The organism is Streptomyces sp. NPDC059224 (assembly GCF_042754285.1).
Taxonomy (GTDB): domain Bacteria; phylum Actinomycetota; class Actinomycetes; order Streptomycetales; family Streptomycetaceae; genus Streptomyces.
In genome coordinates, this window is sequence record NZ_JBHZAN010000049.1 from 31,959 (window position 1) to 55,187 (window position 23,229).

At 72.0% G+C, this 23,229-nt stretch carries 18 protein-coding genes and 1 pseudogene; 5 read left to right on the forward strand and 14 right to left on the reverse strand.

The features are described from left to right. Positions 1-9: 9 nt before the first annotated feature. On the reverse strand, positions 10-669 hold the full coding sequence (ribA, locus tag ACFXI4_RS38585; protein ID WP_362725422.1) for a GTP cyclohydrolase II: 660 nt from the start codon (positions 667-669) through the stop codon (positions 10-12). Positions 670-704: 35 nt separating this feature from the next. Between ribA and ACFXI4_RS38590 the strand changes: the two genes are divergently transcribed. Then, positions 705-1,466 (forward strand): creatininase family protein, encoded by a 762-nt coding sequence (locus ACFXI4_RS38590; protein ID WP_385000494.1) that lies wholly within the window; start codon positions 705-707, stop codon positions 1,464-1,466. Between the two features lie 98 nt (positions 1,467-1,564). On the opposite strand, the pseudogene ACFXI4_RS38595 reads toward ACFXI4_RS38590, so the two are convergent. The 5 genes and pseudogenes from ACFXI4_RS38595 to ACFXI4_RS38615 form a co-directional block, all read right to left on the reverse strand. Then, a pseudogene (locus ACFXI4_RS38595) lies at positions 1,565-2,446 on the reverse strand (YbhN family protein); the annotation flags it as partial. Further along, a complete protein-coding gene (locus ACFXI4_RS38600) occupies positions 2,443-3,390 on the reverse strand; it encodes a class I SAM-dependent methyltransferase (protein ID WP_385000534.1) in 948 nt (315 codons plus the stop codon). The gene ACFXI4_RS38600 and the pseudogene ACFXI4_RS38595, both read right to left, overlap by 4 nt. 92 nt (positions 3,391-3,482) lie before the next feature. Beyond that, positions 3,483-4,694: a glycosyltransferase family 4 protein gene (locus ACFXI4_RS38605; protein WP_385000497.1), complete on the reverse strand. Its 1,212-nt coding sequence runs from the start codon at positions 4,692-4,694 to the stop codon at positions 3,483-3,485. Continuing rightward, a complete protein-coding gene (locus ACFXI4_RS38610; RefSeq protein WP_362726034.1) occupies positions 4,691-5,089 on the reverse strand; it encodes a 6-carboxytetrahydropterin synthase in 399 nt (132 codons plus the stop codon). The genes ACFXI4_RS38605 and ACFXI4_RS38610 overlap by 4 nt, the downstream gene beginning before the upstream one ends. 150 nt (positions 5,090-5,239) lie before the next feature. Then, positions 5,240-6,223 carry a dehydrogenase gene (locus ACFXI4_RS38615; RefSeq protein WP_385000499.1) on the reverse strand — a complete coding sequence of 328 codons (984 nt, stop codon included), beginning with the start codon at positions 6,221-6,223 and terminating at the stop codon, positions 5,240-5,242. Positions 6,224-6,344: 121 nt separating this feature from the next. On the opposite strand from ACFXI4_RS38615, the gene ACFXI4_RS38620 reads away from it, so the two are divergent. Beyond that, the gene (locus ACFXI4_RS38620; RefSeq protein ID WP_385000502.1) at positions 6,345-7,199 is read left to right on the forward strand and encodes a CDP-alcohol phosphatidyltransferase family protein; all 855 of its coding nucleotides are present in this window, start codon (positions 6,345-6,347) and stop codon (positions 7,197-7,199) included. Positions 7,200-7,352: 153 nt separating this feature from the next. Here the strand turns inward: ACFXI4_RS38620 and ACFXI4_RS38625 are convergent, their stop codons facing one another. From ACFXI4_RS38625 to fusA, 8 genes are all read right to left on the reverse strand, one after another. Next, positions 7,353-8,081, reverse strand: a complete 729-nt coding sequence (locus ACFXI4_RS38625; RefSeq protein ID WP_385000505.1) for a YcnI family protein — start codon at positions 8,079-8,081, stop codon at positions 7,353-7,355. Between the two features lie 51 nt (positions 8,082-8,132). Then, on the reverse strand, positions 8,133-8,771 hold the full coding sequence (locus ACFXI4_RS38630; protein ID WP_385000508.1) for a hypothetical protein: 639 nt from the start codon (positions 8,769-8,771) through the stop codon (positions 8,133-8,135). Positions 8,772-8,867: 96 nt separating this feature from the next. Then, positions 8,868-10,742 carry a discoidin domain-containing protein gene (locus ACFXI4_RS38635; RefSeq protein WP_385000510.1) on the reverse strand — a complete coding sequence of 625 codons (1,875 nt, stop codon included), beginning with the start codon at positions 10,740-10,742 and terminating at the stop codon, positions 8,868-8,870. 144 nt (positions 10,743-10,886) lie between these two features. After that, a complete protein-coding gene (locus tag ACFXI4_RS38640) occupies positions 10,887-12,245 on the reverse strand; it encodes a GH1 family beta-glucosidase (RefSeq protein ID WP_385000513.1) in 1,359 nt (452 codons plus the stop codon). A 38-nt stretch (positions 12,246-12,283) separates the two neighbouring features. Beyond that, complete coding sequence (locus ACFXI4_RS38645; RefSeq protein WP_385000516.1) at positions 12,284-13,144, reverse strand: carbohydrate ABC transporter permease; 861 nt, start codon at positions 13,142-13,144, stop codon at positions 12,284-12,286. Next, complete coding sequence (locus tag ACFXI4_RS38650) at positions 13,137-14,129, reverse strand: sugar ABC transporter permease (protein WP_362723500.1); 993 nt, start codon at positions 14,127-14,129, stop codon at positions 13,137-13,139. The genes ACFXI4_RS38645 and ACFXI4_RS38650 overlap by 8 nt, the downstream gene beginning before the upstream one ends. Before the next feature lie 5 nt (positions 14,130-14,134). Next, positions 14,135-15,451 (reverse strand): ABC transporter substrate-binding protein, encoded by a 1,317-nt coding sequence (locus tag ACFXI4_RS38655; protein ID WP_385000519.1) that lies wholly within the window; start codon positions 15,449-15,451, stop codon positions 14,135-14,137. 1,244 nt (positions 15,452-16,695) lie between these two features. Beyond that, positions 16,696-18,756, reverse strand: a complete 2,061-nt coding sequence (gene fusA, locus ACFXI4_RS38660) for an elongation factor G (protein WP_385000522.1) — start codon at positions 18,754-18,756, stop codon at positions 16,696-16,698. 993 nt (positions 18,757-19,749) lie between these two features. Here fusA and ACFXI4_RS38665 point away from each other — a divergent pair. From ACFXI4_RS38665 to ACFXI4_RS38675, 3 genes are all read left to right on the forward strand, one after another. After that, on the forward strand, positions 19,750-20,928 hold the full coding sequence (locus ACFXI4_RS38665; protein WP_385000525.1) for an MFS transporter: 1,179 nt from the start codon (positions 19,750-19,752) through the stop codon (positions 20,926-20,928). Between the two features lie 70 nt (positions 20,929-20,998). Beyond that, positions 20,999-21,196, forward strand: a complete 198-nt coding sequence (locus ACFXI4_RS38670) for a hypothetical protein (protein ID WP_385000528.1) — start codon at positions 20,999-21,001, stop codon at positions 21,194-21,196. Positions 21,197-21,467: 271 nt separating this feature from the next. Then, on the forward strand, positions 21,468-23,174 hold the full coding sequence (locus tag ACFXI4_RS38675; protein ID WP_385000531.1) for a carbohydrate binding domain-containing protein: 1,707 nt from the start codon (positions 21,468-21,470) through the stop codon (positions 23,172-23,174). The last annotated feature ends 55 nt before the right edge of the window (positions 23,175-23,229 follow it).

Sequence of the window (23,229 nt, forward strand, 5' to 3'; positions counted from 1 at the left end):
CCGGGTACCTCAGGACCAGTGCGCCACCGCGTCCAGGTGGGGCAGCACGTGGTCGAGCCGCTCACGCTTGGTGCGCAGGTAGGTGATGTTGTTCTCGCACGGCTCGATGAGCAGCGGAACCGTCTCGGCGACCTCGATGCCGTGGCGCACCAGGGACTCGCGTTTGCGCGGGTTGTTGGACATCAGGCGTACCGAACCCACCCCGAGGTCGCGCAGGATGCCGGCGGCGACACCGTAGTCGCGGGAGTCGACGGGCAGGCCGAGCGCGAGGTTGGCCTCGACCGTGTCCAGGCCTTCCGCCTGGAGCGCCATGGCGCGCAGCTTGCCGAGCAGTCCGATGCCGCGGCCCTCGTGACCGCGCAAGTAGACGACGATGCCGCTGCCTTCGGCGACGACCGCGCGCAGGGCGGCGGCCAGCTGGTCGCCGCACTCGCAGTGCTGGGAGCCGAACGCGTCGCCGGTGAGGCATTCGGAGTGCAGCCGGGTCAGCACCCGGTCGCTCTCGATGTCCCCGTAGACCAGCGCCACTTGCTCGTCACCACGGTCGTGGTCCAGGTAGCCGATCGCCTGGAATTTCCCGTAGACGGTGGGCAGCGGTGCATTGACGACGCGTTCCACGCCCGAACGCCGTGGGGACTTGTTGCCGATTACGCCGATGTTCTCTGTCATGATCTGATTCCTAAGAGGAGACGAAAGGCCGTGAAATGACGAATGGTTCGGGCGCGCGTACGGCGGCATACGGCTTGTTGCCGACGGACACTACGGAAGAGGTACGGACCAGGGGGGCGGGCGTTTCAACTCAGGTCGCCGTCCTTCCCGTGGGGAGCTTCGAACAGCACGGCCCCTTCCTTCCGCTGGCGACGGACACGCTCGTCGCCTGTGCCGTGGCCCGGGAGATCGCCGCCGCGTACCCGGTGCACCTCCTTCCGCCGGTGACGGTGTCCTGCTCGCACGAGCACGCCGCCTGGCCGGGGACCGTGAGCATCTCCTCGGTGACCCTGCACGCGGTGGTCCGGGACATCGCAGAATCGTTGCACCGCTCGGGCGTCGAGGCACTGGTCGTGGTCAACGGCCACGGCGGCAACTACGTGCTGGGCAACGTCGTCCAGGAGGCGTCCGCGCGGGGCGAGCGGATGGCGCTGTACCCGGCCGCGGAGGACTGGGAGACGGCGCTCTCGCGGGCCGGGGTGGAGACCTCGGCGCTCACCGACATGCACGCGGGAGAAATCGAGACCTCGATTCTGCTGCACGCTCATCCCGAATTCGTCCGCCCTGGTCACGAGTTGGCCGATTTCACCGCTGACGACCGCCGTCATCTCCTCACCCTGGGAATGTCCGCCTATACCGAGTCGGGTGTCATCGGCCGTCCCTCCCTGGGGTCGGCGGAAAAGGGGAAGGAGCTCCTGGCTAGCCTCGCCGATTCCTTCGGCGCGGTTTTCGAACTGCTCACCTCGGCACGCGGGTAGCGCATCCCGGCGTACCAGCGGACGACCAGGACCACCAGCCCCGGCAGGGCCGCCACGAAGCTCAGGACACCGTAGACGACGGCCGTGGCGAGCCCGCGGTCCGCGCCGAGGCCGGCCGCGGCGAACGCCCAGGCGGTGACGCCCTCTCGCGGGCCCCAGCCGCCGACGTTCAGCGGCAGGCCCATGGCGACCAGGGCGAGCACCGCGATCGGCGTCAGCGCGGCCACCGAGGCGGCGGAGCCGGCGACCCGCGCGGCCACCACGAACATCACGACGTGCCCGGCGAGGATCACCGCCGAGGACAGCGCGACGCCCGGCCCGTTCCGCCGCGACAGCAGCGCCCGGCGGCCCTCGGCGAGCGTCGCGCGCAGAGCGCCGCCGCGCTTGCCCGGGGCCCTGTTCATCCGGATGGCGACCACGACCGCGCAGGCGCCCGCCAGGCCGGCCACTGCCAGCGGGGCGAAGCTGCGCACCTGGTCACGGACCGGTGAGGGCAGGATCAGCAGCGCGCCCGCGCCGAACACCGTCAACGCGATCTGCCCCGCGGCCCGTTCCAGCACGACCGCGCGGACCCCGCGGCCGATGTCGCCCTCGCTCTGCCCGTGCCGGACCGCCCGGTGCACGTCGCCGAGCACCCCGCCGGGCAGGGCCGCGTTGAGGAACAGCGCACGGTAGTAGTCGCCGACGGCGGGCCCGAGCGGCAGCCGCAGACCGAGGCTGCGGGCCACCAGCTGCCAGCGCCAGGCGCTCAGTACGGTCGTGACGGCCCCGATCAGCAGGCCGGCGACCAGCGTCGGGGTGTCGATGCGGCGCAGTCCGTCGAGGAACACGCCGGTGCCGAGCCGCCACAGCAGCACGGCGATGATGGCGACACCGGCGACGGTGCCCAGGTGGGCACGGACGGCGCGGAAGGCGGGGCGCCTCGGCACGGCCACCGGGACGACGGGGGCGGGCTCCCGGACCAGGGCGGGCGTGGTCATGAGGTCCCCCCGGTCGGGCGGGCGAGCGCCAGCAGGTCGCTGTGGTGCAGCACGACCCGCAGTTCGCCGGCCGCGCAGGCGGCGAGCCGCTCGGCCAGGTAGACCTCGGCGCGGCCGGCCAGTTCGGGGCGCTCCTCGACGGCCGCGCCGACCCAGCCGCGCAGCCACTGCTCGGTGAGCGCCTTCTCGTCGGGGCCGAGCCGCCAGGCGCTGGGGTTCACCTTCACGGTGGCGCCACGGTCCAAGAAGGCCTCGCAGGCGGCGGTGACGGCGTCCGGGCCGAGCATCCCGCCGCGCCGCTGGTGGGCGTTGAAGGCCTCCGTCAGCTCCGCGTCCAGCGGGAGGGGGGTGTCGAACTCGACCCGTCCGGCGACCGAGAGGGTGAGCAGGGCGGGGCAGCCGGCCCCGGCGCAGGCCTCGGCGAGGGTGTCGACCTCTTCCCGGGTGAGGACGTCGAGGAGCGCGGAGGCGGTCACCAGCGAGGCGCCTGTCAGCGCGTCGGGGGTGAGCCGGGCGACGTCACCCCGGCGGGTCTCCACCGTGACCCGGCTGCCGTCGGCGGCCACCCGGGGCGAGGCGACGGCGGCGAAGTGCAGGAGGTAGGGGTCGCGGTCGTGCAGGATCCAGTGCTGGGGGCCGTCCAGGCGGGGCGCCAGCCAGCGGCCCATGGATCCGGTCCCGCAGCCCAGGTCGTGCACGACCAGGCCGCCCGACTTGCCGGGCAGGTTGGCCAGCCGGATCCGCAGCGGGTCCAGCAGGTCGTGCGACCGGGCGGCCGCGTCCGCGCTCTCCCGCAGCTCCAGCCACTCGGGGGCGTACCGCGGCGGCTCCTCGGGCTCGCTCTCACGCAGCCGGACGGTGGGCCGCTCGCCCAGCCGTACGACGGGGCCGGCCCCGGCTATGACCTCGGACCGTCCGGGCTCACCGGAGGCTGCGGCATCCATGTGCTCTCGTTCCACCCCTGCGTCGATGACATTCCCGGGTCCGGGCTGCGCGGGTATCGCGCCGACCGTGGTGGTGGTCGTCGTCTCGCTGGTCATGCCGCCCTCCGGGGTTCGTCGGGGAGCCTCAACAGGACTCCTGCCAGGCTGCGGGCGGTCGTCGCCCAGCCGTCGAGCGCCGCCCGACGGCCGCGCGCGGCGGCCTTCAGACGACGGCGTACGTCCGCCTCCCCGAACCAGCCGCGCAGTTCGGCGGCGAGCGCGGCGGGATCCTCCGGCGGTACGAGGATGCCGGGTACCCCGCCGTCGGGGGCCCTGCCCACCGCTTCCGGCAGGCCGCCGACATCGGTGGCGAGCACCGGGATGCCGCGGGCGAGGGCCTCGGTGACCGCCATGCCGTAGGTCTCGGCGTAGGAGGTGAGGACCATCAGGTCGGCGGCGGCGTAACTGGCGTCGAGGTCCGCGCCGGAGCGGGGGCCGGCGAGGTGCAGCCGGTCCGTCAGACCGTGCCGGGCGATCAGCGACCGCAGGTGGGCGACGTACTCGGGGTCCTGGCCGAGACCGCCCACGCAGGTGCAGGTCCACGGCAGGTCCCGGACCGCCGCGAGTGCCTCGATCAGCCGGTGCTGGCCCTTGCGCGGGGTGACGGCGGCGACACACAGCAGGTGCGAGACACCGTCGGTGCCGCCGGCCAATGGGGCGATGTCGGCACCAGGTGTGGCGACATGCACCCGTTCGGGTGCCAGGCCGTGGTGCGAGACCAGCCGTCGTACCGCCCAGTCGCTGGTCGCCACCACGGCCGGCACGGCGCGCAGCACCGCCCGCTCCCGGGCGTCCAGGTCGGCGGCCACGGCGGGATCCAGCCCGGTCTCGTCGCCGAGCGGGAGGTGCACCAGGACGGCGAGCCGCAGCCGTTCGGCCTCGGGTACGACGACCTCGGGGACCCCGCAGGCCACCAGGCCGTCCAGCAGGACGACGGCGCCGTCGGGCAGCTCCCGCAGGGTGCGGGCGAGGGTGTCCCGCGCGGTCGCGTCGGGACGCGGCCAGGAGCCGGACACCGCGTGCCTGCTGACCTGCCAGCCGAAGCCGGGCAGATCCAGGCAGACCCGCCGGTCGTAGGCGTTGCCGCCGCTCGGGGTGGCCAGGTCGTCGACACCGCCCGGCATGACGAAGTGCACGATGCGCAGGGACATGGGGAGGATCCCGATGTTCGCGGGGGCGTTCTCGCCGGCCGGGTCGGTGGTCGCCGCGCGCTGCGCGGGCACGTAGGTCAGGGCCGACGGGCGGCCGAGGGTCACGTCGGTCACAGGGCACGCTCGTAACTCGCCCAGGCGACATGCGACTCGTGCAGGGTCACGGTCAGGCCAGCGAGGCCCTGGGCACCCTCGCCCAGGGCGCCCTTCTCGATCCGTTCGGCCAGCCGGTCGGCGATGACCTTGGCCAGGAACTCCGTGGAGGTGTTGACCCCGGCGAAGTCCGGCTCGTTGTCGAGGTTGCGGTAGTTCAGCTCGCTGACCACGGCGCCGAGTTCCTGGGTGGCCAGACCGATGTCGACGACGATGTTGTCGTCGTCCAGCTGTTCACGCCGGAAGGTGGCGTCCACCAGGAACGTGGCGCCGTGCAGTCGCTGCGCGGGTCCGAACACTTCGCCGTGGAAGCTGTGGGCGATCATGATGTGATCGCGGACGGTGATGCTGAACAACGGACGACCCTCCAGGTGCGGCGCGTCTGGTCCCCCGGCTGATCCCTGCCGGGGGATGCCCTTAGTACGGCTGTCGGCTTCCCCGTGTTCAGTCCACTCTGACTCTTTTCTCAGGTCAGGGCCTCTTGGCCGCCCGCATGGGACGTCGCGTCAGCCGATGTCGCCGTAGCGGACCCGGTGGCAGAGCGCCGGAATCTCCCCGGAGGCGAGTTTCGGGAGCACGTCCGGGAGCTCCTCGAACGCGCTTTCCCCCGTGATGAGGGCGTCCAGCGCCGGGTCGGCGAGCAGGTCGAGGGCCAGGGCGAGCCGGTCGGCGTAACCGCGTCCGGAGCGGGCGGCCGGGGAGACGGTGCCGACCTGGCTGCTGCGCACGGTCAGGCGCCGGGAGTGGAAGGCCTCGCCGAGCGGGAGGGCGATCCGCCGGTCGCCGTACCAGCTCAGTTCGATGACCGTGCCCTCGGGGGTCAGGAGTTCCAGGGCGCGGGTGAGGCCCTGCTCGGTGGCGCTGGCGTGGACGACCAGGTCGCAGCCGTCGAGGGCGTCCCCGGGTGTCGCGAAGTCCACCCCCAGCGCCTCGGCGGTCTTGGCGCGGCCCGGGTCGGCGTCGACCAGCTGGAGCCGTACGCCCGGGAAGCGGGCGAGCAGGGCGGCTACCGAGCAGCCGACCATGCCGCCGCCGATCACCGCGATCCGGTCGCCGACCAGGGGCGCCGCGTCCCAGAGGGCGTTGACGGCGGTCTCCACGGTGCCCGCGAGCACCGCACGTGCCGCCGGTACCCCCTCCGGTACCACCGTCACCGCGCTCACCGGGACGACGTAACGCGTCTGATGCGGGTACAGGCAGAACACCGTACGCCCGGCCAGCTCGGCGGGGCCCGCCTCCACGACGCCCACACTCAGGTAGCCGTATTTCACCGGCCCGGGGAACTCGCCCTCCTGGAACGGCGCACGCATCACCGCGTGTTGGCTCTCCGGCACCCCGCCGCGGAACACCAGTGTCTCGGTGCCCCGGCTGACTCCGGAGTACAGCGCGCGCACCAGCACCTCGCCCTCGGCGGGCTCCGCGAGGGTGACGTCACGCAGCTCTCCGTGGCCCGGAGAGCGGAGCCAGAACGCGCGGGCCGAGCGGTTCATCGGCATCCTCCTGAACGATCGGGATGTTGTTCACGTACCGAGTTGTGCACAGCGACAAGTGCACAGGCCGCGCACAGTACGCGGCGTTGATCGACTATGTCACTCGGCCGGAGGACGTGCGGTGGCCCTGAACAACACTTACGAAGCCAGGCTGGTCCAGCAGGAGACCGCTGTGGGAGCGGGCGTGCAGATCCTGTTGCTGGCCCTGCTCGGGTCGGCGATCGGGATGGGGCCGGCCGGCTGGCTGACGGGTCTCGCGTTCGCGATGGCCACCTGGGCGGTGCTCTCCCGGGCCCTGCACCGCACCCGCCCCCGCTCGTTCGGCCCCGCCAACCGGGTGACCCTCGGCCGGGCGATCCTGGTCGGCGGTGTGACGGCGCTGGTCGCCGACTCCTTCGAGAGCTCCCCGCCGGTCTCGCTCCTGGTCGGTCTGACCGCCGTTGCCCTGATCCTCGACGGCGTGGACGGCAAGGTGGCCCGCCACACGGGTACGTCCACGGCCCTCGGCGCGCGTTTCGACATGGAGGTCGACGCGTTCCTGATCCTGGTGCTGAGCGTGTACGTCTCCACGCAGCAGGGCCCGTGGGTGCTGCTGATCGGCGCGATGCGCTACGCGTTCGTCGCGGCCGCGAGGTTCGCGCCCTGGCTGAACGCCCCGCTGCCGCCGTCGATGGCCCGCAAGACCGTCGCCGCGATGCAGGGCATCTGCCTGCTCCTCGCGGGCGCGGACCTGCTGCCGTACCTGGGCAACCTGGCCGTGGTCCTGCTGGCGCTCGGCTCCCTGGTGTGGTCGTTCGGGCGGGACGTGGTGTGGCTGTGGCGCAACTCGCGGAAGGCGACGCCGGCGGTGGCCCAGGTCGCACCGGAGCAGCGGGGGGAGGCCCGGGCGGCCGAGGTGCGGCTGACGGTGCGCGCCGACGTGCGGGCCGGGACCCGCGCGGAGGAGAGGGAGATGCTGGAACTGGCGGTCCGGTGAACCGCCCGCCGAACTGACCGAGCGCGCCGCGGGGCCCGGACCGGGGGATGGTCCGGGCCCTGCGGTTTGCCTGCGGGCGTTTGCTACGGGTGTCTGCCTGCAGATGTGGGCCTACGGGTGTGGGCCCACATCTGCAGGCCCACGAGTGGGTTCTTACGACCGTGCGCCCCGCGTCCGTACGAAGGCGAACGTGGCCGCCGCCAGGCCCAGCACGCCGACGATCAGGCCCGCGATGCCGAGGCCCCGCGCGGTGGAGTCGCTGGAGCCGGCCGACGCGGCCGGCGTCGCCTTGGCGCTGCTCTGCGTCGCCGGCGCGGCCGCGGCGCCCACGTCGTCGGCGCCCTTCGCGGTGAGCTTGAGCGCCGGCGCCGGGTTCTCCGGCTCCTCGCCGCCGCTCCCGGCCTCCTCGATCCAGCGCACGACCTTGCCGTCGGAGTAGGTCTGCAGGGTCTTGAAGGTCAGCTGGTCGGCGTCCTCGGGGAGCTGGCCGAAGGCGACGTCGAAGTCCTCGAACTGCCCGGCACCGATCTTCCCGCCGGTCCAGGTGATCTCGGAGGCGGCCTCGGTGATGGTGCCGTCGTCGGTCTTCACGGGCGTCTTGAGCCTGGTGGTGGTCACCTTGGCGGTCCAGCCGTCCCGCGGGGAGACGAGCACGCCGAGGACCGGGTGGCCGGTGGGCAGGAAGACCTGCACCTTGGTGGTGGAGGCGGTGTCCTCCTCGTTGGGCACGCGGAAGGTCAGGACGCCGTCGGTGGCGCCCTTGGCGTAGCTCTCGGGGTGGACGGTGACGTGCGCGGAGGCGACACCGGCGGCGACGAGGACCGAGGCGGCGGTGAGCGCGGTGACGGCGCCGGCGCGGCGCAGGGCAGAGGTGGCAGACATGGGTGAGGGATCTCCGTACGGAATGAGGTCTGTCAGGGGATCTTGCGGGTGTTAGACCGGGTACGGGATCGCCACCGGCGGGCCGCGTCGGCTCACCGTGTGCCGTAGGGCGAGCAGTCGGCGGGGGCGTATGGGACCGGCCGGGACCAGGTGCGGTCCGGCGGCCGGGCCGGGCAACGGGGCGTCGCGCCACCAGGCGGCCAGGCCGGGCACGAGGGCTGCCGCGCGGCGCAGCAGTGACCACACCGCCGCCTCGCCGCACCGCAGCCACCAGGAGGCGACCAGGGCGGCGAGGACATGGGCCAGGGTGGCGTGCGCGGTCAGGGCATGCGGGTGCGGCGCCGCCCCCGCCATGGACATGTGAGACATATGAACCACGCCCGTATGAGCCATGCCCATGTGCGTCATGCCCGTGGTGCGCTGCGGTGCGGGCGTGGCCGCGCGTGCCGCGTCGAAGCCGGTGTGCAGGCCCGCCTGGGTGAGCAGCATGCCGGCGCCGATCTCCGGCAGTCCGCGCTCCCGCGCCGCGAGGGCACGTCCCAGGCCGAACACGGCGACGAACCCGGCCGCATCGGCCCACAGCGACGGCATCCGACCCATGGCCAGCGCGTGTCCGGCGGCGGCCAGGAGTACGCACACCGCGGCGAACACCGCGGCACGCAGGCTCCGTACCGCCGGTGACGCACTCATGGTGAGTGATCCTCCCACGGTGGGGGGATACGGGCGGCGCGGACGGCCGGTTCAGTGACGGGGTGGATGCGCCCCCGCTTCTCCCCTGCGTCTCTCCTACTTCTTCTGTTCGACCCGCACCCAGTCCACCTCCGCCTGCACTCCCCCGGCCGCGATCTTGTCCACGCTGGACTGGGGCAGGCCCCAGTAGGGGGTGGTGACCTGGTTCCAGCCGGCCGGGTAGGCGCCGCCCAGGGCCAGGTTGAGGATGACGTACTGGTTGTGGTCGTAGACCCACTGGCCGCGGGTGGACTCCACCTTGTTGCGGGTCGTCTCCTGGACCAGGGTGTCGTCGACGTAGAAGCGCATCCCGGTCGGCGTCCACTCCACCGCGTAGGTGTGCCACTGGTCGACGGTGCCGCCGTTCGGGAAGGTCTGGCGGGCACCGATGTTGCCGTCGGCCGAGTAGCCGGGGCCGTGCAGGGCGGTGCTGGTCCAGGCCGGGTAGCCGATGTTCTCCATGATGTCGGTCTCGCCGGAGGCCGGCCAGGAGACCGAAGGGTTGTCGACGTTGCTGCCGAGCAGCCAGAAGGCGGGCCAGAAGCCGTCGCCGACCGGGAGTTTCATGCGGGCACTGACCTTGCCGTACGTGAAGTCGAAGTGGGTGTTGGTGTCGATGCGGCCGGACGTGAAGTCGTAGCTGCCACCGCCCGCCTGGGTGCAGCCCTTGCAGTACTTCGCCTTGAGGATCAGTTCGCCGTTCTGGGTCGAGACGTTGTTCGTCGAGTCGACGTACGCCTGGGACTCGCCGTTGACCGGTCCCATCTCGGTGCCGGTGCGGACCACCCGCCACCTGGAGCGGTCGAGTGCGGAGCCGGTGAAGTCGTCGAAGAACGTGGTCTGGTAGGTGCCCGGCTGCTCGGCGGACAGGGCGGGGTAGGCCGCCTGCGCGCTGCCGCCGGTGCCCCAGACCTGGAACTCGTAGAGCGAGTAGCCGAACTGGGCGGTGTAGGGCGCCGGGTTGTAGAAGCCGCGGCGCTCCTTGCCGAGCATCCGGACGTAGCGGCCGGTGGCCGGGGTGGGGAGGGTGACCGTGTCGTGCAGGCCCGCCGCGTCCCCGGGGGCGGCGACGTTCGCGCGGCGGGACGCGATCTGGGCTGGCGAAGGCTCGTACACCGTGCGCCAGTTGGCGTTGTCGTCGGAGACCTGGAGGAGGTAGTCGACGGCGTACGCCGACTCCCAGTACAGGTCCACGGAGGAGATCGTGGAGGCGGCGCCCAGGTCGACCGAGATCCATCGGTCGGCGTTCCAGTCGCTCGACCAGCGGGTGGAGTCGCCCTTCAGGTCGGCCGGCCAGCCGCCGACGGTGGCGAACGCCGGCGAATTGCCCGCGTGCTGGTAGTAGTTGGAGTACGCCGGGTGGTTCAGGGCGAGGTTGGTGCGGGTCGAGGACGCGGGCGCCGGTTCGCCGCCGTAGACCTTGAAGTTCCAGAGGGAGTAGCCGTAGGAGGTGGCGCGTTCGAGGCCGCGCATCCGGACGTAGCGGCCGGTGACCTCCTGCGGGTAGGTGCTCGCGGTGACCGAGCCACCGGTGCCCGCCGTCTCGGTGTAGAACGGCGTCCAGTCCGTGCCGTTCTTCGAGGCCTCCAGGACGTACCTCCTGCCGTAGGCGGCCTCCCAGTCGAGGACCACCCGGTCGATGCGGATCGTGGCGCCCAGGTCGACGCGGATCCAGGCGTCGTCCGCGAAGTTGCTGGACCAGCGGGTGGTGCCGTTGCCGTCGAGGGCGAGGCCCGGGGTGGTGCCGGCGTTCTCGCTGCCGGAGGCGGTGACGGCGTTCGGGTTCGCCGTCCAGGCGGTGTTCGCGCGGTCGGTGTCCCAGGTCACGGCGGCAGCGGCGGCGGACGCCGGTACCGCCAGCACCGGACCCGGGGCCAGCAGGGCGGCCGTCGCGAGGGCGGCCAGGAGGGTACGGGGGATGCGGGTGGGCATGCGGGTCTCCTGAGTGTCGATGGTGCACACATGTTGTGTTCATGACAGATCAGAGGGCGGTGCCGGCGGCCCGTCGTGCATGCGCGTGGAGGTGCGGTGCGGTGGACGCGGAACTCCCCTGAACCGCGCCCACCGCCGATCCGGTCAGGCCGCCTTGCGGACCTGTCCCCGGTGCTCGCGGATGATGTCCGCGTACCGGTGGCCGGTGCCCTTGATGGTGCGGACCTGGGTCTTGTAGTCGACGTGGACCAGGCCGAACCGCTTGTCGTAGCCGTAGGCCCACTCGAAGTTGTCCAGCAGCGACCAGGCGAAGTACCCGGCCAGCGGGGCGCCCTTGCGGGCCGCCGAGGCACAGGCCGCGAGATGGCCGGCCAGGTACTCCTGGCGCTCGGGGTCGTCGACCGTGCCGTCGGGACGGACCACGTCCGGGTAGGCCGAGCCGTTCTCGGTGACGTAGAGCTTGCGCGCGCCGTACTCGTTCGTGAGGCGCAGCAACAGCGTCTCGATGCCGCTCGCGTCGATCTCCCAGTCCATGCCGGTGCGCGGGACGCCGGGGCGGCGCACCGAACGGGCGTACGGGGCGGGGCCGTTCGGGTCGTTCTCGATGTAGGCCGGGAAGTAGTAGTTCAGGCCCAGCCAGTCCAGCGGGGTGGCGATGGTCGCCAGGTCGCCGGGGCGCTCGGGGAGTTCGACGCCGTACGTCTCGACCATGTCGGCGGGGAAGCCGCGGCCGTGCACGGGGTCCAGCCACCAGCGGTTGACGTGCCCGTCGTGGCGGCGGACGGCGGCCGCGTCCTCGGGACGGTCCGAGGCGGCGAACACCGTGGAGAGGTTGTTCACGATGCCGACCTCGGCGCCGGGAGCGGCGGCGCGGATCGCCTGCGCGGCCAGGCCGTGGCCGAGGAGCAGGTGGTAGGAGGCGCGGACGGCGGCCGTCAGGTCGGTCAGGCCCGGGGCCATCGTGCCCTCGAGGTGGCCGATCCAGGCCGAGCAGGAGGGCTCGTTGAGGGTGGTCCAGTGGCGCACACGGTCGCCGAGGCGTTCGGCGACGACGGAGGCGTAGGCGGCGAAGTGCTCCGCGGTCGCCCGCTCGGGCCAGCCGCCCCGGTCCTGGAGGGCCTGCGGCAGGTCCCAGTGGTAGAGCGTGACCGACGGGGTGATCCCCGCCGCCAGCAGGGCGTCGATCAACTCGTCGTAGAAGTCGAGGCCCTTGGCGTTGACCGGGCCGTCGCCGCCCGGCCGCACCCGCGGCCAGGCGACCGACAGCCGGTAGGCGTTGGTGCCGAGTCGGCCCATCAGGGCGATGTCCTCGCGCCAGCGGTGGTAGTGGTCGCAGGCGATGTCGCCGTTGTCGTCGCCCGCGATCTTCCCCGGGGTGTGCGAGAAGGTGTCCCAGATGGAGGGTGAGCGGCCGTCCTCGGCGACGGCTCCCTCGATCTGGTACGCCGCGGTTGCCGTTCCCCACAGGAAGTCGTGCGGGAGTGCGGCGAGGTCGATGGTCACGGAATTCCCTTCGCGACAAGCTTCGGAACTAGGGGGGTTCACTTGACGGCGCCGGCCGTCAGCCCGGCGACGAGGTAACGCTGGAGCAGCAGGAAACCGGCCACGACGGGGACGCTCACCACGAGCGAGGCGGCCATGATCTGGTTCCAGTACACGTCGTTGAGCGTGGAGTAGCCCTGGAGGCCGACGGCCAGGGTGCGGGTGGTGTCGTTGGTCATCACCGACGCGAAGAGGACCTCGCCCCACGCGGTCATGAAGGCGTAGACGGCCACCGCGACGATCCCGGGGATCGCGGCGGGTACGACGATCCGCAGCAGCGCGCCGAGCGGCCCGCAGCCGTCCACCAGTGCGGCCTCGTCCAGGTCTCTCGGCACCGAGTCGAAGTACCCGATCAGCATCCAGATCGAGAACGGCAGCGAGAACGTCAGGTAGGTGAGGATCAGGCCGCCGCGGGAGCCGAACAGGGCGATCCCGGTGGCGTTGCCGATGTTGACGTACAGGAGGAACAGCGGCAGCAGGAAGAGGATGCCCGGGAACATCTGCGTGGACAGCACGGTGACCGTGAAGACCCGCTTGCCGCGGAACTCGTAGCGGCTCACCGCGTAGGCGGCGAACACCGCGACCACGACCGAGCAGACGGTCGCCGCGACCGACACGATCAAGGAGTTCACGAAGTACCGCGCGAGCGGGACCGTGGACCAGATGTCGATGTACGGGCGGATGGTCAGGCCACTGGGCACCCAGCGGAACTTGCCGGTGACGTCCGCGAGCGGCTTCAGCGAGCTGGAGATCATCACGTACACGGGGATCAGCACGAACCCGGTGAGCAGCGTGAGGAAGATCCCCCGGCCCCACAGGAAGGAGCGCGGCGGCGCCATCGGCGAACTGGGGCTAGACATCGGCGGTCCTCCGTCCGCGTGAGGTGAGCGCGAGATAGACGCCGGTCACGACCAGCAGGAACAGCAGCAGGAGCACGGACATGGCCGAGCCGGTGCCGAAGTTCCAGGTGACGAAGGAAGCCTGGTAGATGTGGACCGAGATGAGGTCGGCGGCCTCCGGCGCGGACTTGCCGAACAGCACGTACGGCGTGTTGAAGTCGTTGAACGTCCACAGGAACAGGACCAGGATCAGCACCTGGTTGACCGGGCGCAGCGAGGGCATGGTGATGCGGCGGATCTGCTGCCACATGCCGGCGCCGTCCAGGGCGGCCGCCTCGTACAGCTCCCTCGGGATGTTCTGGAGTCCGGCCATCACGATCAGGAAGGCGAACGGCCAGCCCTTCCAGACCGACACGGTCAGCAGTGCCCAGAAGCTGTTGTCGCCGATCAGCCAGAACGAGGGCTTGTCGGTGAGGTGCAGCTGGTCGTGCAGGACGTGGTTCACCAGGCCGTTGTCGTGCTGGAACATGAACACCCAGGTGATGACGGCCGCGTAGACCGGCAGCGCGTACGGCACCAGGAAGAGGGCCCGCAGCAGGCCCCGGCCCTTGAAGGTGTCCTGCATGAACACCGCGGCCGCGGTGCCGATCAGCCAGCACAGGCCGACCGAGAGCAGCGTGAAGCCGACGGTGACGAAGAAGGAGTGCAGCAGGGCCTTGCCGACCGGGGCGTCGAAGTCGACCGACATCTTGTAGTTGTCGAACGCGGCCCAGGGGGCGGTGGTCCAGTCCCGGATGTAGAACTGGGTGAGCTCCTTGAAGCTCATCACGACGCCGATGACCATCGGGACGAGATGGACGAGGAGTTCGAGCAGCAGGGCGGGCAGGAGCAGCAGGTAGGGCAGTCCGATCCGGCGGATCCGCCCGGGACGGCGGCCCGAGCCGCCCGCCGTCCCGGGGGAGTTCGCACGCACCGGCTCGGTTACGGCGGTGGTGGTGGTCGTCATCGCGTTCAGGCCGCCGGCATCTGCTGCTGGGCCTTCTCCAGCTCGGCCTTCACCGATTCGGTGGTGACGGCGTGACCGGCGGCCGCGGCGGCGAACAGGTTCTTCACGGCGGTACCGACGGTCGTCTCGAACTGCGACTCGGCGGCCACCTGGGGCAGGGCCGAGGCGCTGGTGGCGAGGGTGTTCTTCAGGACGGCGTTGGCGGGCGAGTTGAAGGCCGCGTCCGCCTGGGCCGCCTTGACCGGCGGGATGGTGCTGTAGGCGGTGTTGAGGATCTTCTGCTCGTCGTCGCTGGTCATGAACTTCACGAACTTCGTGGCACCGTCGAGGTTCTTGGTGTTCTTGAAGACGGCCATGTTGATGCCGGCCACCATCGAGTTGACCTGGGCGCCGGTGCCGGGGGTGCCGGACTGCACGGGCACCGGGGCGATGCCGTAGTCGCTCTCGCTCATGCCCTGCGACTTGAGGTTGGCGGACGCCGACTGCCACAGCAGCATCGCCTGCTTGCCCTTGGCGAAGTCGCTGACCGACTGGTTCTGCGCGTACTCGGCGTCGCCGGTCGGGATGACCTTGTCCTTGGCCATCAGGTCGACGTACTGCTTCACGGCGGCCACGACGTTGTCGTCGGTGAAGTTCGGCTTGCCGTCGGCGGTGAAGAAGTCGGCGCCGTGCTGCTTGGCGAAGACGAAGACGTGGTGGATGTTCTCCGAGACGTTGCCGCCCTCGGCGCCGAGGACCGACTTGCCCTTCGCCTGGATCTTCTTGCCGTCGGCGATCAGCTCGTCCCAGGTGACCGGGGGCTTGGCGATGCCCGCGTCGGCGAAGATCTTCTTGTTGTAGTAGAGGGCGTAGGCCATCGAGTACAGCGGGACGGCCGCCGGGTCCTTGCCCTCGGCACCCGTGGAGCCGAGCGCGGAGTCGACGAAGCGGTCCTTGCCGCCGATCTTGTCGAAGTTCTTGGCGTCCCAGGGCAGCAGGGCGCCGGTCGCCTGCAGCGAGGCGCTCCAGGTGTTGCCGATGTTCAGCACGTCGGGGCCCTGGCCGGAGGTGGTCGCGGTCAGGATGCGGTTGAGCAGGTCGGACCAGGGCACGACCTCCAGCTTGACCTTGATGCCGGTCTGCTTCTGGAACTTGTCGAGCTCCGGCTGGAGTGTCTTCTTGTCGATCTCGATGCTGGCGCCCTGGTTGGAGGCCCAGTAGGTGAGCGTCTTCGGGGAGTCGTTGGACCCGCCCCCGGTGGACGAACCGCCACCGCAGGCCGTGGCCGCGAGGGCGAGAGACATGGTGACGGCGCCTACGGCCGCGGCTCGGATGCTGCGCATGGCTCCAGCTGTGCCTTTCCGGGAGTCGAGAACCCCGAGAGGACTTCGCGACGGCCGGCGCCCGCAAGTGCGAAGGCCGAGACCATCGTTCGGCTCCCGAAGCCCCCTCATGGCTTAATTTAGGACGTGAGTTAATCCCCCGAACAGTGACTCGTCAAGGGATCCGGCACGGGTATCCGCCCAGGCGGGGCGGGGAACAGCCGGTTCCGTCCGGGCGGTGTCCGCACGCCAGGCGGCGTGACCTGCACGGAAGCCGGGTGACCTGGGCGGAGAGCGCTTACGGGGCGTTCCACAACGGTTGTGTTTCGACGGGGTTGCGGCGCGGCGGGCACCGGGCCCCCGCGCGCGGTCACGGGGACCGGTGAGGTGTCCTCGTTTTCCCCTTCCCGGCGCCAGCGGCCCCATGGCCGCACGACCGGGCGCAGCCCGCCGCGCCGGGGACGTGACGTACCTCCGGGTCGGGGGCGCGCACCAGTCCCCTGCGGGGCCCGACCGCCGGGAACACCGGGGCGGGGCCCGTCGCGGGCGGGGGGTGTCTCCGACCCGAGCGCGGGCGCCGGGCTCCGGGCTCCGGTCCGGGGCGGGTAGCGGATCCTGGCCCGTGGCGGTTAGCGGGCACCGGCGGGGCCCGCCCGCCGGGCACCGATCACCGGACCCGGCGGGCGTGGCGCGGTCGGACGCCGCGGCGGCGACCGAGGACGATCCCCCCATCCTCTCCCGGTGCCGGTGACCGCCTGCCGCGCCCGGCCCCGCCGGGGCGAAGTCCGCCGCGGGCGGGAGGGGACCCCGACCCGGGCGTGGGCACCGGACCCCGGCCCGATGCGGGCTGCGGGTCCGACTGGACCGGACGCGGCGGACGCGGCGGACAGCGGACTGCAGACACAGCGAACGTCACCGACCGGCCGCCGCGGTGGGGACCGAGGGCGGTACCCCCGGTGCCCTCCCTGTGCCCGCCACCCGAGCGTCAGCACCGGCACCGGACCCGGCGGACCCCGACCACCGGACACCGGACGCGGCGAGAATCGCCGGCCGGACGCCGCGGTGGGACCCGGGGCGGTGCCCCCGCTCCCCACCCGGTGCCGGGGACGGGGTGCCGCGCCCGGCCCCGTCGGGGCGTAGCCCGTTGCGGGAGCGGGCGAGGTCCCTCCGGGGCACCGGACCCCGGCGGGCACCGGGCACGGTGAGGGTGGCCGACCTGACGCCGGGGCGGGAGGCGAGGATGTTGTCCCCGGTACCTGCCGGTGTCAGGGGGTGGGCGGTGGGGTCGGGGTGTATCCGGTCGGGCGGGTGGTGAAGGTGCCCCGGCCCCGGGTGCGGCCGCGCAGCCGGGTCGCGTAGCCGAAGAGTTCGGCCAGCGGCACGGTGGCGGTCAGCACCGCCGCCCCACCCCGGGCGGCGGTGCCGGTGACCCGGCCGCGCCGGGCGGCCAGGTCGCCCAGCACCCCGCCGACCGCCTCCTGCGGCACGGTCACCACGACCTCGGCGACCGGCTCCAGCAGGACCATCGCGCACTCCCGCAGCGCCTCCCGGAGACCGAGCCTGCCCGCCGTTCGGAACGCCGTGTCGGAGGAGTCCTTCACGTGCGTCGAACCGTCGGTGAGGGTGACCCGCAGCCCGGTGACCGGGTGTCCGCCGAGGGGGCCCTCGGCGAGCGCGTCCCGGCAGCCGGCCTCGACCGCGCGGACGTACTCCTGGGGCACCCGGCCGCCGGTGACCGCCGATCGGAACACGAAGCCCGCCTCGTGCTCCAGCGGTTCGACGTCCAGGACGACGTGCGCGAACTGCCCGGCGCCACCGGTCTGATGGACGTGCCGGTGGACGAAGCCGGTCACCCCGCGCACCACGGTCTCCCGGAGGGCGACCCGCGGCCGGCCCACCGCGACCTCGGGGCCGCCGGCCCCGCGGATCTTCTCCACCGCGACCTCCAGATGCAGTTCACCCATCCCGGACAGCACGGTCTGCCCGGTCTCCGAGTCGGTGCGCACCACCAGCGAGGGGTCCTCCTCGGTCAGCCGGGCCAGCGTCTGGGCCAGCCGCCCGGTGTCGGTGCGGCGACGGGCCTCGACGGCGACGGACACCACCGGTTCCGGGGCGAGGGGCGGTTCCAGGAGCAGCGGGGCGTCCGGTGTGCACAGCGTGGAGCCGGGCCGGGCCGACTTCGGCCCGACGACGGCGACGATGTCACCGGCCACCGCCCGGTCGAGGGGCTCGTGGCGCCCCGCCATGACGCGGAGGATACGGGCGACACGTTCGCCGCGGCCGGTCGCGGGGTCCCACACGGTGTCTCCCTTCTCGATCGTGCCGGAGTAGACGCGGACATGGGTGAGGCGTCCGGTGGGCGTCGCGGTCACCTTGAACGCGAGCGCTGCGAACGGCCCTTCGGGGTCGGCGGCCCGCCGCCGTTCGGCGCCCTCATGGGTGCCGCGTACGGCGGGTACGTCGAGCGGGGACGGCAGATAGGCGACGGCCGCGTCCAGCAGCGGTTCGATGCCCCGGTTGCGGTAGGCGGAGCCGCACAGGACGACGACGCCCCCACCGGTCAGGGTGAGGTCGCGCAGGACGGCGCGCAGCGTGCCGTCGGACAGCCGGCCGGCCGGCCCGCAGAACTCCTCCAGCGCCGCCGGGTGCAGGGCGGCCACCGTCTCCTCCAGCACCCGCCGTCGGCGCTCCGCCTCCGCGCGCAGCCCGTCGGGGACCGGTCCGGTGACCGCCGTGGCGCCGTCGTCCGGCCACACCAGCGCCCGCATGCCGACGAGGTCGACGACGCCGGTGAAGCCGTCCTCCGCCCCGATGGGCAGCTGGACGACGAGCGGGGCCGGGTGCAGCCGGGTGCGGATCGATTCGACGGCCGCGTCGAGGCTGGCGCCCGCGCGGTCCAGCTTGTTGACGAAGGCGATCCTGGGGACTCCGTGCCGGTCGGCCTGACGCCACACCGACTCGCTCTGCGGCTCCACGCCGGCCACCGCGTCGAACACGGCGATCGCGCCGTCGAGGACGCGCAGGGAGCGTTCGACCTCGTCGGCGAAGTCGACGTGGCCGGGCGTGTCGATGAGGTTGACGCGGTGGCCAGCCCAGGCGCAGCTGACGGCCGCGGCGAAGATGGTGATGCCGCGGTCGCGTTCCTGGGGGTCGAAGTCGGTGACGGTGGTGCCGTCGTGCACCTCGCCGCGTTTGTGGATGGTGCCGGTCGCGAAGAGGATGCGTTCGGTGACGGTGGTCTTTCCGGCGTCGACGTGGGCGAGGATGCCCAGGTTGCGAACGGCCGCTGGGGAGGTGACGGAGTTCGGGTGGAGTTCGGCGCGCATGGCCCGTTGCCTTTCGAATGCGGTTCCCGGACGGATCCTGGAATGGGCGCGCAATTTCCGTGTCGCGAAGTTCACCGGGACGTGTCTGATGACACGTCAATGCTCAGACATATGACTGAAGTTGAAGAACCCGGCCGGGCGTCACGGAGTCCGGTACCGGCCGCGCGGCGGGTACCGGAGGGACGGGGACACGAGGATCACCTCGTACCGGGAACGGGAAGAGGCGGCAGTCGCGCGATCGCGCATGGCCCTCTCCCCTCAATCGTCCGGACTCGTCACGCCGAAGTGGAGCGGCCGCCTTCCGCGGCTACCGTGCGTGATACCGATCGAGTGTAGGCAGGAGATGCCGGAGGCGGCACGCACTTTCCCGACCAGGGGACTTGCGCTTCCCGGAGATACCGGTTCGTTCCCTTTTCGTCGCACCTCGGGGAATGGGGCGCCTTGTTGTCCCGACATTTTCCGGACATTCATCCGGCCGGCCCCGATAACCCCGCCGTCGCGGAAGGCGCTTTCCGGGTCGGCGAACGGCGCGGGAGCAGGTCGGCCGGAAGAGACCGCCGCAACTCCAGCGATTGGCCGAAAAGCAGGCTTTCCGGCCCCCAGCGGGACATCGGGACTCGCATCCCCCGCCACGGTCAGGCCCGCTCGGGAAAGGACGTCCGGAACGCCCCGGATGCACATCGTCGCGGGTGGCACACGGAACGCGCCGGTCCGTTCCGGTCCACCCGGAGTTGATGTGGAACATGTGTGGATATTCGGTGAAGCGCCGTTCGTGGCTGAGAAATTGGCATCGCACACCGGGTCCCGGCAGGGCACGCAAAGGCCGGAACGCAGCCCGTCCCGGTGGCCGGTGGACGCACCACCACTCTGCGAGCAGGCCTAATCTGATCGGCGAGCAGACTGAACAGGCACGGCAAGTGGACGGATTGGACTGGATTGGATACGCAAAAGACGCGGAGAGCGCCATTCGCCGCGCTGCGCCGGACCACGGCGATGCCGGTGGCCGCGCAGGTGCTCATCGCGGGAACGCTGTTCTCCCGTCTCGGCGACACCCTTGCCTCGCTGGGCCTGGTGCTGCACGCGGCGGACCGGGACATCCGGTTCGGGGTGACCGAGGTGATGCTCGCCGAACTCATCCCGACGGTGCTCGCGGCGCCGCTGATCGGCTCACTGGTGGACCGGTTCAGCGCTCGCGCGGTCTGCCTGTGGGCGCTGCTCGCCCAGTCGCTGGCCCTGGGCGCGGCCACCGCCGTCGGCGGTTTCCACGTGAAGGTCGCGCTGATCGCGCTGTCCGCCCTGGCCGGAGTGGCCTCGGTGGCCGCCGGGTTCAAGATGCTGCCCGCCGTCGCCGGTGACCAGCACACCGGCCGGGCGAACAGCCTGCTGACGGCCGGCCTCTCCGTGGCGGGGCTGCTCGGGCCTCCACTGGCCGGCTTCCTCAACTCCCGGTGGGGCACCGGCGTGCTCCTCGGCGTGGACGCCGCCTCCTTCCTCGTGCTGGCGGGGTGCACCATGCTGGCGGTGCCGAGCACCGTGGACGTGGCGATCGGCCGCCGCCCCGCCACCAAGCTCGCGGACGGCTACCGGGCACTGCGCGACGCCCCGGTGGTGGGCACCCTGATGCCGGCCCTGGCGGCGGCGATGCTGGCCACCAGCATCGAGAACGTCGCGGGCGTCTTCTACCTGCGCGACGTCGTCAACGGCAACGACACCGTCTTCGGTCTCTTCCTGGCCACCTGGGCCCTGGGGTCCGTGCCCGGCGCCCTGCTCGCGGGCCGCGCCGGCTGGGCGGACCGGCACACCCTGCTGATCGTCGGCGGCGTCATGGGCATCGGCCTGGGCCTGCTCCTCACCGGTCTGATCCCGGTCGCCGCGGTGATCTTCCCGCTGTTCCTGGTCGCGGGTTTCGGCAACGGCGCGTGCAACGTCGGTCTGCGCAACGCGGTGCACTCGCGGGTGCCGGCCGAGGTGCACGGCAGCGCCTGGGCCTGCTTCCAGGCCCTGTCCCGCAGCTGCATCGGCGTCGGTTACCTGCTGGGCACTCCGAACAGCCTGGTCTCCAGCCAGGGTCAGGTGATCGTCTCCGGCGTCATCCCGCTGGCCGCCATGGCGTGGGCGGGCCTGGTCTTCGCCCGGCGCGGCGAGCGCACCGTGACGGAGCCCTCGGCCTGAGCGTCCGACCGGCCGGTCGGACAGCAACCGGGCAGGACCACGGCCGGCCCGGCCGGCCGGCCGGGAGCTGGTGAAGGGCACGCCGGCGTACCGCCGCCTCGACGTGCCGGGCGCGCCCGGCACCGCGCTCACCGCGGGCCAGACCGTGCCCGGCCTGTCCGGCAAGCACGACGACCCGGCGGTGGCGCCCCCGCCGGGCACCGACGCGGACGCGCGGACGTGGTCCGATACGACCGCCACCCCGACCGGCCCGCGCATGCCGGCCTGACCTTCGCCGACGCCCGCACCCGCCGCACGGCCGGAACCCGTCACCCGGCCCGGCACCCGCCGCACGGCTCGTTTCCGACCACCGGGACGGAGGCTCCGCCGAACGGGCCCTCCGCAAGGGAGGACAGAGAGGGGACGCTCGTCTTGACGGAGGCTTTGGTCTAGTCCTCTTGACGGCGGAGACCTCGGGGAGTTTGGTATGTACCAATACTTCCGCGGCCCCGTCCCCCCACCCCTCCACCCTCCTTGGGCATCCCGAAAGGGCCACTGTCATGTACCTGGCAAGATTTGCGGCTTCCGCGTGCGCCCTGGCCCTCGCGGCCACCGGCGCCGCCGTCGCGCTGGCCCCCGCCGGCAGCGCCGCGGCGGGCAGCGTCTACTCCGTGGCTCCCTACGTCGACATGTCGAACGGTCAGGAAGGCCTGCTCGACACCGCCATCACCGGCCACCACCTCAAGGCGTACACCGCGGCCTTCGTCCTCGGCGTGGGCTGCAACCAGATCTGGGGCGACACCCTCCCCGTCGGCAACGACTCCTACACCGACCCGGAGATCGCCAGGGCGAAGGCCGAGGGCGCGTCCGTGATCATCTCCTCGGGCGGGGCGAGCGGCGAGCCGCTCGCCTGGACCTGCTCGAACCAGAGCAGCATCGACGCCGGCTACCAGGCCGTCATCAACGACTACGGCGTCACCCAGCTCGACTTCGACGTCGAGGGCGCCGCCGTGGCCGACACCGCGGCCGTGGCCCGTCAGATGCAGGCGATGAAGGACCTCAAGGCGTCCAACCCGGGCCTCCAGTTCTCCATGACCCTGCCCGTCCTGACGAGCGGGCTGACCGGCGACGGCGTCAACATCCTCAAGGCCGCCAAGAACGCCGGCGTCAGGATCGACGTCGTCAACGTCATGACCATGGACTACTACGCCGGCACCGGCACCGAGATGGGCCAGGCCGCCCTCTCCGCGGCCCGGGCCACCCTCGCGCAGATGCAGTCCGTCGACTCCGGCTACGGCTACGCCAACCTCGGCATCACCCCGATGATCGGCAAGAACGACGACGGGTCCACCTTCACCCTCGCCGACGCCCAGACGGTGGAGAGCTTCGCCGCGCAGAACGGCGTCGGCCGGCTGGCGTTCTGGTCGGCCAACCGGGACCAGCCGTGCGGCGGGAGCGCCAACTCCCTGTCCACGTGCAGTGAGATCAGCCAGAACCCGCTCGCCTTCACCGACGCGTTCGTGCCCTACGAGGGCGGTTCGGGCGGAGGAGGAGGCACCACCACCGACTTCTCCCTCTCCCTGTCGCCCGGTTCCGCCTCGGTCGCCCAGGGCGGGTCGGCGACCGCGACCGTCGGCACGGCCGTCACCTCCGGGAGCGCCGAGTCCGTCAGCCTCTCCGCCTCCGGCGCGCCCTCCGGTGTCGGCGTCTCCTTCAGCCCGGGTTCCGTGACCTCCGGCGGCAGTTCGACGCTGACGGCGACGGTCGGCTCGTCGGTGGCCGCGGGCAGCTACCCGATCACGGTCACCGGCACCGCCGCGAGCGGCAGCCACAGCGCGACCTACACGCTCACGGTCACCTCCTCCGACGGAGGTGGCGGCGGCGGAGGCTCACTGGTCAACGCGGGCTTCGAGAGCGGCAGTCCGAGTCCGTGGACCTGCACCGGCGGCAGCACGGTCGTCTCCAGCCCGGTCCACGGCGGCAGCCACAGCCTCCAGGTGACCCCGAGCGCCAGTGCCACCGGTGAATGCGACCAGACCGTCACCCTCTCCCCCAACCACACCTACACGCTCTCCGGCTGGGTGCAGGGCCCGTACGCCTACGTCGGTGTCGGCGGCGGCGCCACCGCCAGCACCTGGTCGAACGGTACGAGCTGGAACCAGCTCAAGGTCACCTTCACCACCGGCGGCAGCGGAACGGTCACCGTCTACGTCCACGGCTGGTACGGCCAGGCCGCGGTGAACGCGGACGACTTCACCCTGAGCTGAGCGCGGCACATCGGCACGAGGGGGCCGGTTCCCCTGGGCGCGCGCCCAGGGGAAC